At 32.3% G+C, this 15,185-nt stretch carries 19 protein-coding genes; 1 reads left to right on the top strand and 18 read right to left on the bottom strand.

Going from position 1 to position 15,185, the window contains the following annotated elements; all coding sequences use genetic code 11:
* Window positions 1-7: 7 nt before the first annotated feature.
* The 18 genes from CVU84_03075 to CVU84_02990 form a co-directional block, all read right to left on the bottom strand.
* Complete coding sequence (locus tag CVU84_03075) at window positions 8-1,873, bottom strand: terminase (protein PKM95796.1); 1,866 nt, start codon at window positions 1,871-1,873, stop codon at window positions 8-10.
* Window positions 1,818-2,423, bottom strand: coding sequence for a hypothetical protein (locus CVU84_03070; GenBank protein ID PKM95795.1), 606 nt, complete (start codon window positions 2,421-2,423; stop codon window positions 1,818-1,820). The genes CVU84_03075 and CVU84_03070 overlap by 56 nt, the downstream gene beginning before the upstream one ends.
* Before the next feature lie 832 nt (window positions 2,424-3,255).
* A complete protein-coding gene (locus tag CVU84_03065; protein ID PKM95794.1) occupies window positions 3,256-3,834 on the bottom strand; it encodes a site-specific integrase in 579 nt (192 codons plus the stop codon).
* 164 nt (window positions 3,835-3,998) lie between these two features.
* Window positions 3,999-4,478 (bottom strand): hypothetical protein, encoded by a 480-nt coding sequence (locus CVU84_03060; protein ID PKM95793.1) that lies wholly within the window; start codon window positions 4,476-4,478, stop codon window positions 3,999-4,001.
* Between the two features lie 398 nt (window positions 4,479-4,876).
* Entirely contained in the window at window positions 4,877-5,746 is an 870-nt protein-coding gene (locus tag CVU84_03055; GenBank protein PKM95792.1) for a hypothetical protein, read from the bottom strand.
* A 396-nt stretch (window positions 5,747-6,142) separates the two neighbouring features.
* Window positions 6,143-6,328 carry a hypothetical protein gene (locus CVU84_03050; protein PKM95791.1) on the bottom strand — a complete coding sequence of 62 codons (186 nt, stop codon included), beginning with the start codon at window positions 6,326-6,328 and terminating at the stop codon, window positions 6,143-6,145.
* Window positions 6,329-6,345: 17 nt separating this feature from the next.
* Window positions 6,346-7,998 carry a DNA methyltransferase gene (locus CVU84_03045; GenBank protein PKM96117.1) on the bottom strand — a complete coding sequence of 551 codons (1,653 nt, stop codon included), beginning with the start codon at window positions 7,996-7,998 and terminating at the stop codon, window positions 6,346-6,348.
* An 83-nt stretch (window positions 7,999-8,081) separates the two neighbouring features.
* Window positions 8,082-8,315 carry a hypothetical protein gene (locus CVU84_03040; protein ID PKM95790.1) on the bottom strand — a complete coding sequence of 78 codons (234 nt, stop codon included), beginning with the start codon at window positions 8,313-8,315 and terminating at the stop codon, window positions 8,082-8,084.
* A gap of 96 nt (window positions 8,316-8,411) precedes the next feature.
* Window positions 8,412-8,690 carry a hypothetical protein gene (locus CVU84_03035; GenBank protein ID PKM95789.1) on the bottom strand — a complete coding sequence of 93 codons (279 nt, stop codon included), beginning with the start codon at window positions 8,688-8,690 and terminating at the stop codon, window positions 8,412-8,414.
* Between the two features lie 13 nt (window positions 8,691-8,703).
* Complete coding sequence (locus CVU84_03030) at window positions 8,704-9,549, bottom strand: ATP-binding protein (GenBank protein PKM95788.1); 846 nt, start codon at window positions 9,547-9,549, stop codon at window positions 8,704-8,706.
* A complete protein-coding gene (locus CVU84_03025) occupies window positions 9,440-10,255 on the bottom strand; it encodes a hypothetical protein (GenBank protein ID PKM96116.1) in 816 nt (271 codons plus the stop codon). The genes CVU84_03030 and CVU84_03025 overlap by 110 nt, the downstream gene beginning before the upstream one ends.
* A 167-nt stretch (window positions 10,256-10,422) precedes the next feature.
* Window positions 10,423-10,737: a hypothetical protein gene (locus tag CVU84_03020; GenBank protein ID PKM95787.1), complete on the bottom strand. Its 315-nt coding sequence runs from the start codon at window positions 10,735-10,737 to the stop codon at window positions 10,423-10,425.
* Entirely contained in the window at window positions 10,730-11,722 is a 993-nt protein-coding gene (locus tag CVU84_03015) for a hypothetical protein (GenBank protein ID PKM95786.1), read from the bottom strand. Before CVU84_03015 ends, CVU84_03020 begins: the two co-directional genes overlap by 8 nt.
* 183 nt (window positions 11,723-11,905) lie before the next feature.
* On the bottom strand, window positions 11,906-12,628 hold the full coding sequence (locus CVU84_03010) for a hypothetical protein (GenBank protein PKM95785.1): 723 nt from the start codon (window positions 12,626-12,628) through the stop codon (window positions 11,906-11,908).
* A 1-nt stretch (window position 12,629) separates the two neighbouring features.
* A complete protein-coding gene (locus tag CVU84_03005; protein PKM95784.1) occupies window positions 12,630-12,980 on the bottom strand; it encodes a hypothetical protein in 351 nt (116 codons plus the stop codon).
* Between the two features lie 354 nt (window positions 12,981-13,334).
* Entirely contained in the window at window positions 13,335-13,883 is a 549-nt protein-coding gene (locus CVU84_03000; protein ID PKM95783.1) for a hypothetical protein, read from the bottom strand.
* A gap of 219 nt (window positions 13,884-14,102) precedes the next feature.
* Window positions 14,103-14,282 (bottom strand): hypothetical protein, encoded by a 180-nt coding sequence (locus tag CVU84_02995; protein PKM95782.1) that lies wholly within the window; start codon window positions 14,280-14,282, stop codon window positions 14,103-14,105.
* 92 nt (window positions 14,283-14,374) lie between these two features.
* A complete protein-coding gene (locus CVU84_02990) occupies window positions 14,375-14,626 on the bottom strand; it encodes an XRE family transcriptional regulator (GenBank protein PKM95781.1) in 252 nt (83 codons plus the stop codon).
* 142 nt (window positions 14,627-14,768) lie between these two features.
* Between CVU84_02990 and CVU84_02985 the strand changes: the two genes are divergently transcribed.
* A complete protein-coding gene (locus tag CVU84_02985) occupies window positions 14,769-15,179 on the top strand; it encodes an XRE family transcriptional regulator (protein PKM95780.1) in 411 nt (136 codons plus the stop codon).
* The last annotated feature ends 6 nt before the right edge of the window (window positions 15,180-15,185 follow it).

Genomic DNA, 15,185 nt, shown 5'->3' with positions numbered 1-15,185 from the left:
CTGCTTTCTAAATTTCAATACCCCTATTAACCACACCTCTTCGAGGTTTTTGACTATTATCAACTCTAATATTTTGATTAGGCTTGTTTTTAATAGTCTTTTCAAGCACATCAAAGGGTGGATTAAGTATTTCAACTGCTGCTGTAGCATAATTTCTTAAGTCTAGCGCTTCATTTCTTGCTCCACTTTTTTTCTTTTTCCACTCAAATTGCCTTTCTCCTTTAGAATATTTAACTACTCTACGCTCACTAGTGAGTGCTTTAAAGTAATATTGGTCATAACCACGACCACTTTCAATAGGAAAGTGACAATATCCAGTCTCTTCTTCAAACTGCACTTTTAATCTTGATATTAATTTTGACTTTCCTGCATCAACACCAAGAGTAAATAAGGCGCATTTTTCTTTATTACTCCTTGTTGGCTTTCCAATAAAAGGGATTCCATACCCACCCTTACCTTTTATAGCAAATATCCTTCGATGTTCTCTTTTTTTGCAGAATTTATATACATCTGAAGCATTATAACCACTATCAACGCAACAGCATGATATCATTAACTTGTTTCCATCTTCAAAACTAAATTCTTTCATTAAGTACTGGTCTAGGTCTTTCCAAACCATATCATTGGTAGTGTCACCCATAAATTGTCTGTATTCAATACCCCATGATTCAAAATTATGACTCCAACCAACTACTTCTATTTCTAATCTATCATCTTGGACGTCAACCCCAGCTGTAATTATGAGTACCTTGTCAGGTAGTTCACATCCATAGCGTTCCCTTCTCTTAAGAAGAGCCTCTTCATCGGCCATTTCACCCTCTTGATCTTCCCAAGATTCCCCAAGCGTTGTATTAACCCATGTTTTTAATACTTCTTTACCCTTAGCTTTAGCCTCTCTAAAGTTATCTATGATAGTACCCCAGCGTTCCCATGGACTAGCTAGTGCGTTTAAATGAAAACCACGCACATTAGTAATCTCTGGTTTGCTAGGTATCCATATGCCTGGCTGTTCTTTCCATTCAAATTCAGAAAAACGTTCTTTACAATATTTACATTCCATTGTTTCATCATCAAATCTAATTTGAGACCATGATAATGGTTGATATCTTCCACACATTGGACATGCTAAATTCCATTCTTCTTTAGAGCTTGCTTCAAATTCAACTTCAATTCTAGAAGTCTCTTTATCTGTCGGGGTAGATACAAATATCTTTTTCTTATTATGAAATGTTGTTGTTCTTTTTTCTGCTAAACTTAATGGATCACCTTCATTGCCGGCTGAAAGAGGAAATCTATCTACTTCATCGGCCAGTAATATCCTAATTGGTCTACTCGATAAGTTTGTAGGTGAGTTTGCCCCAACCATAACAACGTATCCCCCTGGGAATCCTTTTTCAAGGATGGTATTGTCACCATCCCTAGATTTACTTTCACTAATCTTATCTTTTATTGCTGGTGTATCTCTAATCATAGTTGCAAGACGTTTTTTGGAAAACGCTTTTGCAAGTAACTCTGTTGGCATTACTACCATTATCGGAGCTGGGTCATAATCAATATGATAACCAATGATATTTAGTTGGATTTCTGTTTTTCCAACTTGTGAAGAGCACATTACCACTATTTTCTCTACTTCTGGATCACTAACTGCGTCCATAATCTCTTTTTGATATGGCGCTCTATCAGTTCTCCATTGCCCCGGCTCTGCAGAACTTTCAGATGAAAGTTTTCTATATTGATCTGCCCACTCACTAACGGTTAACTTAGGTGGTGGCGATAATATTCTAGCAATTTCTTTGAACAATCTAAGGGTTTTAGCTTTAATTGTTTTCTTGGTTTTCGTATTCTTCTTCGTTTTCGCTGTCAATTTCTTCATCTTCCTCTTCATCTTCATCTTCTAATGCAATGTAGTCCTGTGATAAGAATACTTCTGAATTATACTCCGATAACTCTTCTAAAACTTCAATAACTTCTTTCTCTATCATAGATTGAATGACAGGTATGTTATCTCTTGCTAATAATATAGGTGCTAACTTGGAAGGAACATTCATCAATCTAGCTCTAAAGTTTGATAGCATATGTTCCATTACATGCTTAACGTCCTGTGCCTCGTGTACTTCACCTTTTATCTTAGCAAGTGTAATTTCAGCTATTTCTCTTTTAACTTTTTCATGTATTGCATGTTCATCATCATAATTTAGTTCTTTGACTTTAGAACCTTCAATATCTTTATTCGTTTTTATAAATGCTATGTACTTTTGTACACTTGATATCAATGCATACTTTCCTCTAGCTGCTTTATCTATTAATCCTTCTTCTGCAAACTGTCTAACTCTACGATCAGTAACGTTTAATATTTTAGCCATTACTGTTCCTGAAACTGTAAGGGTATTTATATTTTCATTTGAATCATTTTTGTGGTCCATCATGGCTCATTCCTTTTCTTTTTATTCGTGCGGAACTGGAAACCCTCTAAAAATATTATTTGTAACTAAACACGCTTTGGGCGTCTGAGCACCCGCAAGTGATGTAAGTCGCTGGAAGTACCTTTTAGCCTTTAAATATATTTAAAAGTATCTATTATGGTGTCCATGGTAGTTGAGAATTAATATATTGATTGTAGCATATATTATAATCTAGAAAATAAAGGAGGTTTGTATTATGAGAATGAACTTAATGGATAGCAATGCATTCGAACGTCAAAGTTCCAATATAACAATGCGCGTAACTATCATGTTTATTGGTTTCATTCTACCTATTGTACTAATAGACTTTATATGTACTAGGTAGGGGGTTAGTTATTTAGGAAGTTCCAAGCATGTCTTGGTCTTCCATTCAGGAAGCTCCAAGTATATCTTGGTCTTCCACCCCCCTCATAATACAAATAATATACAAATATGAAGTGGATAAATAGTTAATATCACTCTTATTCAAGTGATGCTGCTATGAAACCCACTTCATTTTTCATTTTTCATTTATTAGTATATCTGATGATTAATCCTACATTTAGAATATAGATCAACTTATTTTATATTCCCAAGTATTATTTTGATTACGATAATTCATGGTAATTTACAAATAATAAATACATAGAATATACAATTAAAGTTATTAAAAATCCTTTTTACTCTATTGTGTTGAGTTTGTCATATCTTACTATTGTGTTAAACTCAACGAAAATTTTTCCTTCTATATATATAATTAAAAACATATATGTGAGTTTGACAAAACATTAATATGACAAACAGAATTCAATCATCAACTTGATTTCCTTAACTTCTTATATTTAAAATCTTTTACAGCCTTATTTTTCATCTCTTGAGTTAAACCAATATATCTCTTTGTAATACTAAAATGAGAATGGCCATAAATCTCTTGTAATGTAATAATATCTCCAGTTTGTTGATAATAATGATATCCAAAAGTCTTTCTCATCGTATGACACCCAATATTTTGTAGTTTAAAATACTTTGCAGCTACGTTGAGGATATAATATGCTTGCTGTCTTGAAATTGGTCCGTATATACCTTTACCATTTTTTTGTCTTGAAGCAAACAAATATTCATAATCTTTTTTCCCATCTATATAGTGATCCAGTATTTTTCTCAATTCACTATTGATTGGGAATAGTTGTTCATTGCCAGTTTTCTTCTCACGTATAGATACGAAATCCTTGTTACGAACATCGCGTACTTTCCAATCTAATATATCAGATATCCTTATGGGAGCATATATTCCTGTTGACCAAAGCACAAAATTTCTATATGATGATAACCTTAAAAACTCTCCAATGTCTTCTATAAGTTCAAAGTCTCTTATTGGCTGTACAGTATTCAATATCATCCCTTCTTTACAATATAATAATCACCCATTCGAAGGATATGAATGGGTGATTGCTGTGGGGGTAGCTTCGGCTTACTTCTGTAAACTTTCACAATATTATTATATCATTAATATATGGTATTATTAGGACACGATAGGGACAGAATTAGGACATACTTTTAGACCATGACAGCATCTAGAGCAATTTGAGCGTGTCCAGTTTTCATATCAAGTCTTTCTGCATAAAATGCTTCGTGTATTTGAATCATTGCTTCATCTCTAATTCTTCGGCAATTTCTATCTGATGTTCCAACTTTTCTAGCTATTACAATCCATCCTAAATCATGAATATAATAATCAACTATAATCCTTCTGGCTTCATCGTCAAGGATATCTAGTGCCAAGTCTATCCTTTTAAGTTGTTTTTTATTATTAAACAATCTATTTTCAATATCAATTTTTGATATCGTTTGATTCTCCGTATCGCTATGAAACTTATTTGTTGGATTAACTATAACCTTATCATAGTTAACTCCTGTAAGTCCATAATAATCTTCAAGAAGTTTTTCATCATGCTTAATCATTCTTTTTATTGTCGTATATTTCTTTAGGTATTCTCCAAGCTTTTCAATTTTTTCATTTGTCATATGTCTTGCCATTTTATTACCCCCATATATGTAAATCATATTAATTGTTTTAATTATTGGGGGCAAGGCTCTGAGGTTCGCCCCTGGTCCTTGAGCCGGACTAGCTGTTACAACAAATCCGATTGTAACTTCGGGCTAAAATAATACGTGTATTATATACTAAGATTTGTTTAAATGCCTTACAAGGGTACTCCTTTCCCACATTAGGCTGTAGATACCGTTATTATATTAAGCTTTCGCTTCATACCTCAATAATTAGACTATTATGAACTGTTTTTTGCACTGAAAAAGGAAACCTTTGAGATTTCCTTTAAAATGTTGCACTTTACGGTACAGTATTAATTTTTAACAATATTTTTCCCAACTGATTAGTGTCAAGAAAACTAATGTTAGCTGATGTTTAATCATCCCTATGGAGATAATTGACGTCTCTTTTTATAAGCCTCATAAAAAATGCTTCCAATTACTGATGATGCAATACCAATTAAAAATCCAGGTATAGTTTGAATTATAACCTGCCAAAAACTTTTTTTATTTAATGCATATGTAATAGCTTTAATTTCATCATCAGTTATTTTCTCTAATTCTTTTGCGCTATCATATTCTTCCTTGATAAGTTGTGATTCAATTTCCATTTGAATCATATCGTCTCTTATACCCTCTAAGTCTTCTTCAAGATCATGGAGACTGTTTATAGATTCGGTAACGTTTACTATTCGGTTATCAAGTTTGTCAGAATCTTTGTTATTATTAACAATTAATACTTGTATACTAATAAAAAGGAGTGATGTTATAATTGTTAAGACTGAAGACGATAAATAAATATATCTTTTTTTAATAACTAAATTAATATTTTGAAAATACTTTTTATGAATTTCTATATTATCATTAACAAGTTTTAGAATTCGATTATAGTCTATAATACTAAAATCAATATTTCTATCTATATCTTCTACAAGATTTTTCACCTCATCATGCTGTGTATTCGTTAGTTTGGCAGAAGTAATAAAAATAAGTTTGTCAAAATTTTCTATTGTTATAAATCTTAATAGAGCTTCTGCCACACCGTTTATATTAAATTTAGACCAGTGTTTAACCACTACTAGAAATGACTTTGATTTGCCACTACTAAATTTTTCTTCTCCCTCAAAATCGAAACCTTCGTCATCTTTGATCCTGGTGACTATTTCTACTTCTTCGTTTGCTTTTAATAAATCATAGCATAGATCTTCAAATTGCCTAAGTGACATATCATACATGGGTAATTTATTAAATTCCATACATTATCCCCTTTTTGATAATCTGATTAAATATCAGCTAACTATGTTATTCTTGAAATTAGTGTTATAAACACCTTTAATAAGTATATCATATACAATCTTTTATAGAAATCTTATTTTTTCTTTATTCAGTTTTCAAGGTTCAATTTTTCTTAATTAGTCAACAATAGTTTTCTTCTAATAAGTTACATTTCCGTCTTTCCCTATAGTTGCTAATCAACTCCCTTTTTTAAGCTTAATTATTTTTTCATCATCTCTTATACTTTTTCTGTAAGGACTATGTACTACTTTGTTACCTTCGACTACAATAAATATGTCTTTATTTAATACTTTATAAAATCCATCTTTAGGATTTTCTTTAAGTTCTTTAAATATCATAGGTTACCTCCTGTAAGTTTAAATACTATATTCTTCAATAATTGCTCCAATTAGATTTAAAAAATCAGTTAGGCTTTCACCTGATACATTAACTGTTATATTAAGCATTACTTTTGTATCCATTCTTTTTCCTTTTTCAATTTCGCTAGTTACTTCAATTTCTGTGCCCGCTACTTGCCACAATTCAGTTTCTTGTCTTAACACCGTTTTAGTCTCCTTCTCTATGCAAATCTTAGTTGCTCATGGCTAGAATCTATTCTCATGTTTGGTGCGCGTTCTCCAGTTTTTAAATCACTACAATTTGATTCAACTAATACTTTTGCCATCTGAGGACATACACTATTGCCACACCTTGCTACTTGCTTTGATATTGGATAAGCACGTCCCTTGTAGTCCTGATCGATAATGTAGTCTTCTGGAAAGCCTTGTGCCTTAAAAAGTTCATTAGGAGTCAGCATTCTCAACGTGATATCAACAATGACATAATCTATACCGTAAACAGTAACCAATGCAAAGCGGTCTTTTGTAACAATAGTATGTAGTGGATCATTAAGTGATTGTCCTGTGCCTTGACCGTAATATTCCATGATGAATGATGCTACCATATTGCACTTTTCACGGAATTCACTTATAACTTCTTCTTTCTCAACCATTAAAATTTTTACATCCCCAAAATGTCCTGCTGAGGTAGTTATTGTATGTAGGGGCTCTGTAACTTCTTGACCAGTACCTGTTTTATAGAATTTTGTTAGAAATACTCCTGCTAATGAATGGACCTGTCTAGCTGTAATTGTGTGACACGGATCATCAACGCTTGATGCTGTTGATCTACTGCATCCGGCATATGCTTTTGATATAAACACACTAGCTAATGCATACCTTGGACTTGCATCAATTGTCATTATTGGTTCTTTAACTTCATATGCTCTTACAGAGTTTTCAGAAGTCTCAGAATGATATTGAATCAAGATAGGTGATACTAATGCGTGATGTCCCCCGGTTGTAATAGTGTGTATTGGTGCACCTGCGCTCCCACCTGGATGGTTAGATGTATTAACTGCCATAAATGGAGCAAGTACTGGTGATACCAGGCAGTGTTCATTCTTAGTAACTATCGTAATAAGAGGTTCATGAATCGTTTTATTCCTATCTTTAGTAAATCCAGATTGTCCTATTTGTAGAATGAATGGTTCAGGATTATTAAATACAAATTTATCCATTCCTCTTCCAATACGATTCATGGTATTTTCTGCTAAAGGCTTTTTACGTCCGAATATGGATTTCCCTAAATCCGAAAATTCTAATACTGTTGAAACAGGTACCCATTTTTTTAATCCGTTCTCTCCTGTTTTTGAATGTGTTGGTTGAGGCCATGTGATAGGATTTCCATCACATCGAGCTATCATATACCAACGTTTTCTAGTTGTAGGAGTGCCGTAATCAGCAGCCACTAATTCTCTCCATTGAACAGAATAACCAAGTTTTCTTAGCTTTCTTATGAATTGATTAAATGTTTCGCCTTTTCTTTTTGCTATAGGTATTCCTTTTTTGTTAAGAGGCCCCCACGTTTGAATCTCTTCTACATTTTCAGCAATTATTACATCAGGACGAACATGCCTTGCCCATTTTACAATAGCGAATGGTAATGATCTAATATTTTTATCCTTTGGTTTTCCACCTTTTGCTTTGCTGAAATGTTTACAATCAGGTGAAGCCCATAATAATCCTACATGGCGACCTTCTGTTACTTTCAATGGACTAACATCCCAAATATCTTCCAGTAAGTGCTGTGAATGAGGATGATTGGTTTTATGCATTAATATTGCATCCATATCATGATTAATAGCTATGTTTACTTCTCTACCAGTGGCCATTTCTATTCCAACTGAGGCGCCACCACCTCCCGAAAATATATCAACTAATAACTTTAGTGATTCAGTTAAGGCAATTTTATTCACTAGCTCACCTCTCTCAATATTGACTTATTTGATTCGATGCTCCCTTTCTTAATCAGATCATCAACCAAAATCATAACTTCAAGTATTTGTCTTTGAAATTCTTTAGCTAATTGGGATATTGTAGCTCCATTTTTTAACATCTTTTCTGCTATGTATTTCTCTTCCTCGCTCCATCCATAATCTAATGTTAAACCAGCTACAAATCCACATGGTTTATCTTGTTTTCTTGGCATCTTAGCTCACCACTTTCGTACTCTTGTACCATGATTTTCCACACTTTGTTAATTTGTAACCTTTTAAATCTAAAGCTTTTTGTGCTAGTTCATAAATCATTTGTAGTGATAAGATTTAACCACTGGGAAGTCTCTCGTTACTTCAAACATCTGAAAGCTTTTATTAAGGTTTTCAATACAGAAACTAATAAGTTTGTCTTTGGAATGAATTAAAATATTATCTAATTCCCTTTGTTTCATGTTTGAAGCATTTAACTCCTGCTCTATTTCTTTCGTAATTTTTTCAATCTCACTTTTGTCTGGATTCATCAAATCTTTATCAGTAAGCATTGTGTGATTTTCTACCCATTCATGAGCTCCTACCCATTCTTCCATAGTATTATTCCTTTCAAGGTTTTAATAGATCTGTAATAATACTTTCATTCTCTTCAATTGCTAAATCCCATCTGATACTTTCTTCGGGAAACCTTATGGGTACCGCCATTTTTTGAATACGATTTACAATTCTATCATCAATTTCTAAATCTTCGATCGCACAATTTGATGTAAATATAGTTACTTTTCTATTTATAAGTCGTTCATCAAGTATTGAATAAAATTGTTCGTTTACAAAGGGTTTGTTACGTTCTGTTCCTATATCATCAATAACCAAAACATCTATTCTTTGTAAATCTCGAATAACATTCTTATCAGCAAGATCATCATTAAATGTTCTTTTAATTTCTTCGATAATCCTTATTGCTGTCGTGAACTTAGCAGCTGTATTTTTATAATTTATAATTGCATTTGCTATACTAATTGCCATCCTTGTTTTTCCACTACCTTTAGTCTCACTGTGTAAATACAAGCCTTTTCCTTTTTCTTTCATTTCTTGAAAGTTATTAACATAGTTAGCACAGATTTTTTTTACCTGAACAGCTTCAAAGGCTTGATTTTTATAAATATTCGTTTCAAAACTATTGATAGTAAGATTTTTAAATTCGTCTGGAATATTTGCAAATAGTAATCTACATTCTTTTATTCTTCCAGTCCTACATTCGCATGGATTAGCATAATCATATTCCTTTCCAAACTTATCTTTGACTTTGTATAATACAGCCCCAACATCCTTACATATTGGACATTTAAAAGTTGGTGACAATATCTTCGATTGGTCCTTTATGTGACTTGATGAGTTCTTCTGCAAGTTGGCTAGCTGTTTTTCCTTCAGCATCTCTTCGAACGTCTTTGGCATTCTTTTTTTCACCTGCCTTATTAAAATTATCTGTGTAATTGCCTTCTAGCACCTTAAGGGCATTTGTACTATTCATTAGCCAATCAAAATTACATTTCCATGTTCCCGAACTGCCAGTTAAAAACTTACTTTCAATAGTTTTCTGAAAAAGCATTTTAAAATCAATGTCTTTAATAGCTTTTTGTAACCCATTAATACTTTTAATTCTCTTTTCACTTAAGATGGTTACTTTGGGAAGCTTACTGCCACAAATTGAATTGTAATCTTGAACAATTAAATCAAATTCTGTACATATATGTTTAGTACTTGTATTATTAAATACACTTGTATTATTCTCTTTGACTTTTTCGTCAATAGGGGTAATGACTTTTTTATCAATAGGGGTATTGATTATTTCGTCAATAGGGGGTATGTTTTTTTCAATGCAATTTATATACAATCTTCGCTCAATAATATGTTTATTTTCACCGTAAATTATCTGACGCTTTAAGTAACTATATTGCTCTAACTTAGATATCCATCTGCTTATTGTCTCGTTTTCAACGTCATATAGCTTAGAGAAGTATGCATTACCTGCATTACAAAAACCATTTACAGATGATAAGCTTGTAATTTCACCAAAAAGTATCTTTTCATTTGGTTTTAAGCGTTTATCATACCTAACTTCAGCTGTTAATACTGAATAGTAACTTGGAGTTTCAATTATTCTTGTCAATGTTTCACCTTCTCGTCTTTAGATTCATTTTTTGTAACAACACCGCCACATTTATGGCAAATACCAGATGTGAAACTTGGCAAGCACCAGGTAGTATAACCACAGTTTTCACAACTACATAATGGTAATAAATTTGACAAGCTTTACACCTTCTTTTGCTAATCATCCTCACTTAAGATTTGATTAATAAGTTGACTGTCCACCAAGGGGTTTTTCTGTTCTAAACCGTTAGGCAATTTGTTGATTGCATCCTCAATACGTTGTAATTTATTCCGAATATCATCTAAAATTGCATTACTACTCTCATTTGACTTTGTTTTTGAGATCTCTTGTTTTAAATGTGAGTTTTTTTCATAAAATCTAACAGCATCACAAACATACTGCGTAAAGTTTTCTTTGCCACAAAGAATATTATAGACATCTATATTATCTTTTTTAAATTTAAGTGGTTTTTGAGGTCTGTCTTCAGCCATTAATCATCCCTGCTTTTACTTTACAGACAATATGAAAACCCTCTGCATTTGCCCATTGAAAGGTTTCAATACTATCTGCTTTAGTAGGTGTTATTAAATGTGGAACAATCTCTTTAAACTCATCTAAAACACTGAAGCTAGTACCTCCTACAGCAACTGCTGGCATTAAGCTAATTGAAATATTGCTTTCTTCAAGAGACTTTAGTATATAATCCTTAATAAAACGCGAAATTGTTGTTTTAATTACGATTACACTATCTGCGTTAAGCTCTCCATCAATAAAAATACCACCATTCTCTATAGCATTTTTGGCATCCATTAAACTACAATCAATACCTAACGCAATATTGAGTTCTTGCCTTACCAAGGATTGTAATTTTGTACCACCAAAGTTATTGCTAAAAGAGCTACTGGGTATCAATACTCTATTATCAAAAATCCCAAAATTAAATTGTTTACCTCCAATATCAAAAACCGCGACTCTTTTTTGCAGAAAAATATTAGGTTCTAAGTAAACAATGCCTGAACCTTCGTTTTTGATAATGATTTTTTCAAAGTTAAATAAATGCTTACGATTGTTAATAATCACGATTGGATTAGACTTTATGTATTCCCTATATTCTTCTTTTAATGACTTGTTCCTGAAAATGGTTGTTGGGCATCCTACTGTAAGTACAATGCATGGTTCTTTATCAAGGGGATCTATTAGTTTAGATATTGCAGAAAATATTGCTAACTTATGTAAAAGTGATGTTTTTGTAGTTTGAGTGTCATAAAGCTCACCTTGCTCTCCTATGACAAGTTCTTTATCATCATAAACGACATGAAATGAATTGCCTTGAATTTCAATATCTCCATTGCTTAAATCATATAGCCGTGTTGGAAATGATGTTTTCTTTTCATTTAGTGGACCTATTGAGTCACGAAAACTACATATTGCTTTCGTTGTATCCTTACCAGGATCAACAGTTATTGCATATCTCATTTTTCTACCTCCCACAGTAGTTTTATTATTTTGTATATACATAAAGGTATACGACCTAATCATGGGTATACAATGTCTATACATTTAATGATTTTATGGGTATACATTAGGGTATACACTATCGTTTTGGATATACATTTGTATACCCTTATTTTAATGCAGAGAGGGCAATTGCCCTCTTTATTACATAATAATTTTCACGAACTCTTTAAGCTCTGGATTAATACCCTCATCAAGGTATTCCTTAATACTTTGCATTGCTTCGACTCTCCATGAAGTACCTCCAGCATTAAACAAAGCAGCTTCAGGACCATCTTGAAGTCTTAATACAAATTTACTAGTTGGTTGTGGAAGCTCCGGAAATGTTCTATATGGAGCTAATGTTACAGGGTTCGGAACTTCCATTTCCGCTACTGTAGATATTCCCTTTTTAGCAGTAACTGTTTGTGATAAACCATCATCCATTGATTTATGTACTTGTTCTGACTTAATACATCCAAACAACTTAAGTACTTTTTCACGGTCTTCTGTAGGTTCAAACTTACTCATTAGTTCGATAATGAAATTTTCTGATTCTAGAAATCGGTCATATACAACATTTGGTAGAATTGCCTTTGCAATAACTAACTGCTCTCTTTTTCGTTCATCATTGAGTTGCGAATATATACTTACTGTATTTGGATCATCAATGTGAATTGTCATTTCTCTACCTACCTCTTTTACATCAACTGCATTATTGATGTAATCTACAATGCCAGTAAGAGTTGTTAAGAGAAAGGCTTTATTAACTCTTGGTTCTTCAATCATTGATGCATTTCCTGTTATGTAGGTCTTTCCCTCAACTTCGAGTGAACCAAATTCCTCAGTACCTTTATTAAATAAATACTCGATTGCTTCTTTTATCATTTTAATTAGCCTCCTTATTCATTTGAATAACTTTGTCATTGTCTTCTAGACTTGTTTGTCCTGGTATCTGACCACGATTAATTTCTTCTGCTGCATATTCACCATTTTCTTTCCCAATAATAATTGCTGTTTTAATTGGTCCATATGGCGCAACTATCGACGTTGCATTTACTAATACATCAACAAAGTCTCTCTGTTCATCCTTAGGTGTAAATTCTAAAGTAATGGTTACTTTACGCTTTTGCTTGAACGATGTATTAGGATCCATTATGTTATTAATTACTTTGTCAACTTCGATGTCAAATTTTTCTTCGAGTGCTCCACGAGCTAATGCCTTGATATCTAACCCCATAGCTTATCCTCCTAGTATTTGATTGATAGTAAAAAACAAAATGGGCTTTATAAAGGTATAACGTGGTGAAAATTATTTATCCTTAAAAGAGGTTTTTGAGGGAGAGTCAAAAGAGCCCATTTTGTTAGTAGCCAAGCACGGAATCGAACCGTGCACAGTCCTCTGGCTATCATAATTTATATTAATAACTTGTTGAGCACTTTAGAAATCAGCTTGTCCACTAGGTGAATAGATAATATTGTTAAAATATATAACATACAAAGAATAAATGTTTCCATTGATATGCCTCCTATATATTTAAGAATCTATTGAATTTTAAATGTTTTTATGGTATAATTTATTTAAGTTAATTACTTAGTACGTCCTGCCAAGGCGTGCTTTTTCTTTTTTTATTAATCCTTTGTTTCTTAATTTTATTACACATCTTCGCTCTACATCTTTGACATTGACTCCATATTTTTGCATTGTTATAAAGTGCATCTTAAGAGCTGTGTAAACGTCACCAACTTGCTCTTCTTGTTCCATAAGTCTTTCAAATACGTCCTTCCCGATTTGATCAGCCCTAGTTTTATTCTTAATAATATTTTTTATCTGTAATAAAGCTTTAATCATTTCGCTAGCTTCTTCTATTAGAATATCCATAACTACCTGAGGGTACTTGTCTACATTATCAAGAACTGGAACATTGAAAAATTCAGTACCTTTCTCATATGAAAACTCTGCAATAATTTGTTGATCATTAAATTCATCTGCTATCTTTAATACTAAATCATCTGGTATTGGTCTTGTTTTTCGTTCATAAGCACTATATGTACTTCTTGATACTCCAAATTTGTAAGCCATTTGGTCTTGAGTTAATTTATTGCTTTCTCTTGCTTCTTTAATTACCGTTGCTACACACATAATTCATTCCTCCTTTTTTTTCTTCGAATATGATTACTTTGCTTATTTACGTGCTACATATTTTTGTTATAAAATAATATTAATAAATGAATAGCATTTCTGTTACTCATGAATTAATGAGTATCTTCTTCAACTATCTTGTCCATGTCTTTCTATGCAACTGCCTAATATTAACGCAACAGTTGCTCTTATCTTCCTTCATCTTTAACGTTTTAACTATTAACTAGGCTTATTCGCTTGTGCATTCAAAAACTCATAAGCATTTCGGGATATATTCATTAGAATTCTGTCAACATCTTCCTTAGTTTTATCCCTATAAGAATCGTCGCAAATTTTTATAGTAGTATTGCCTATCATAAATTCTTTTACTACGTTACCTATTACAGGTGGACTTGGCATAAGCATATACCTCCCAATCTCCTTACTTTTTTATATGTTTAAATGATTTGTCCTGATTACATTAATTAATTATTGTTTTCCACCTTATCTGCTTACTTGCTTTTGATCAATATCTTTAATTTCAAACTAGGAATTAACTTCATTTTGTAGTTAAAGTCTTCAAAAAAAATATTCTCTTTTTTCTCTCCCAATATATCCTCTAAATATTGCATTTGATAAGGTTTGGGTATTGTTCTTCCTATTTCCCAAGAACTTAGTGTCTGCTGCGTAACATTTAGCATTTCGGCAAGTTCTAACTGACTTAAATTTTTATTATTTCTAAGTTCTGCGATTAAATTTTTCAGATCGTCAGCCCCTTTCTACTATGTTATGTGGCAATTATATAACAACATAATGTAGTTGTCAAGACTTATTACTATGTTTTGTTGTATTTATTTACATTAACAACATATTGTTGTATGATAATGTTATGTGAGGTGAGCTCTAATGCTAAAAAACAGATTAAAACAGGAACGCGAAAAAAGAGATTTAAGCCAAAGAGAACTAAGTCAAATGATAAATGTATCTCAGCAAACCATTGGAAGTTGGGAAACAGGAAGAACTGAACCTAATAGTGATACATTACAACAACTAGCTAATTTTTTTGGAGTTTCAGTAGATTATCTTTTGGGTAGAAGTATCGACGGTCAATCATTACAAATGAATAGCGAAGATAATAAAGAAGATTTGAAAGAAAAATTTTATCAATTATTAGATATCCTTAAAAACAATGATATCAATATATTTAATGGCAAGGAAATGCAAAGACAAACTCAATTTGAACTATTCAGTGACATAAAAAGCGCATTAGAAAATGCTGAAAAAATGGAAGAATTAAGAAAGAAAACAGAAGAATAATGATGT

Source organism: Firmicutes bacterium HGW-Firmicutes-1 (assembly GCA_002841625.1).
Lineage (GTDB): Bacteria > Bacillota > Clostridia > Lachnospirales > Vallitaleaceae > HGW-1.
The sequence above is the reverse complement of the archived record's forward strand: the minus strand, read 5'-3'. Positions and strand labels throughout refer to the sequence as shown.

What these genes read in the sequence shown, in the direction of transcription:
- CVU84_03055 (PKM95792.1), bottom strand. Translation starts at nt 5,746, where the DNA reads ATGGAATTTAATAAATTACCCATGTATGATATGTCACTTAGGCAATTT.
- CVU84_03035 (PKM95789.1), bottom strand. Translation starts at nt 8,690, where the DNA reads ATGGAAGAATGGGTAGGAGCTCATGAATGGGTAGAAAATCACACAATG.
- CVU84_03075 (PKM95796.1), bottom strand. Translation starts at nt 1,873, where the DNA reads ATGAAGAAATTGACAGCGAAAACGAAGAAGAATACGAAAACCAAGAAA.
- CVU84_02995 (PKM95782.1), bottom strand. Translation starts at nt 14,282, where the DNA reads ATGCCAAGTCCACCTGTAATAGGTAACGTAGTAAAAGAATTTATGATA.
- CVU84_03045 (PKM96117.1), bottom strand. Translation starts at nt 7,998, where the DNA reads ATGGCCACTGGTAGAGAAGTAAACATAGCTATTAATCATGATATGGAT.
- CVU84_02985 (PKM95780.1), top strand. Translation starts at nt 14,769, where the DNA reads ATGCTAAAAAACAGATTAAAACAGGAACGCGAAAAAAGAGATTTAAGC.
- CVU84_03060 (PKM95793.1), bottom strand. Translation starts at nt 4,478, where the DNA reads ATGGCAAGACATATGACAAATGAAAAAATTGAAAAGCTTGGAGAATAC.
- CVU84_03005 (PKM95784.1), bottom strand. Translation starts at nt 12,980, where the DNA reads ATGGGGTTAGATATCAAGGCATTAGCTCGTGGAGCACTCGAAGAAAAA.
- CVU84_03000 (PKM95783.1), bottom strand. Translation starts at nt 13,883, where the DNA reads ATGTGTGTAGCAACGGTAATTAAAGAAGCAAGAGAAAGCAATAAATTA.
- CVU84_03015 (PKM95786.1), bottom strand. Translation starts at nt 11,722, where the DNA reads ATGAGATATGCAATAACTGTTGATCCTGGTAAGGATACAACGAAAGCA.
- CVU84_03020 (PKM95787.1), bottom strand. Translation starts at nt 10,737, where the DNA reads ATGGCTGAAGACAGACCTCAAAAACCACTTAAATTTAAAAAAGATAAT.
- CVU84_03040 (PKM95790.1), bottom strand. Translation starts at nt 8,315, where the DNA reads ATGCCAAGAAAACAAGATAAACCATGTGGATTTGTAGCTGGTTTAACA.
- CVU84_03070 (PKM95795.1), bottom strand. Translation starts at nt 2,423, where the DNA reads ATGGACCACAAAAATGATTCAAATGAAAATATAAATACCCTTACAGTT.
- CVU84_03030 (PKM95788.1), bottom strand. Translation starts at nt 9,549, where the DNA reads ATGCCAAAGACGTTCGAAGAGATGCTGAAGGAAAAACAGCTAGCCAAC.
- CVU84_03010 (PKM95785.1), bottom strand. Translation starts at nt 12,628, where the DNA reads ATGATAAAAGAAGCAATCGAGTATTTATTTAATAAAGGTACTGAGGAA.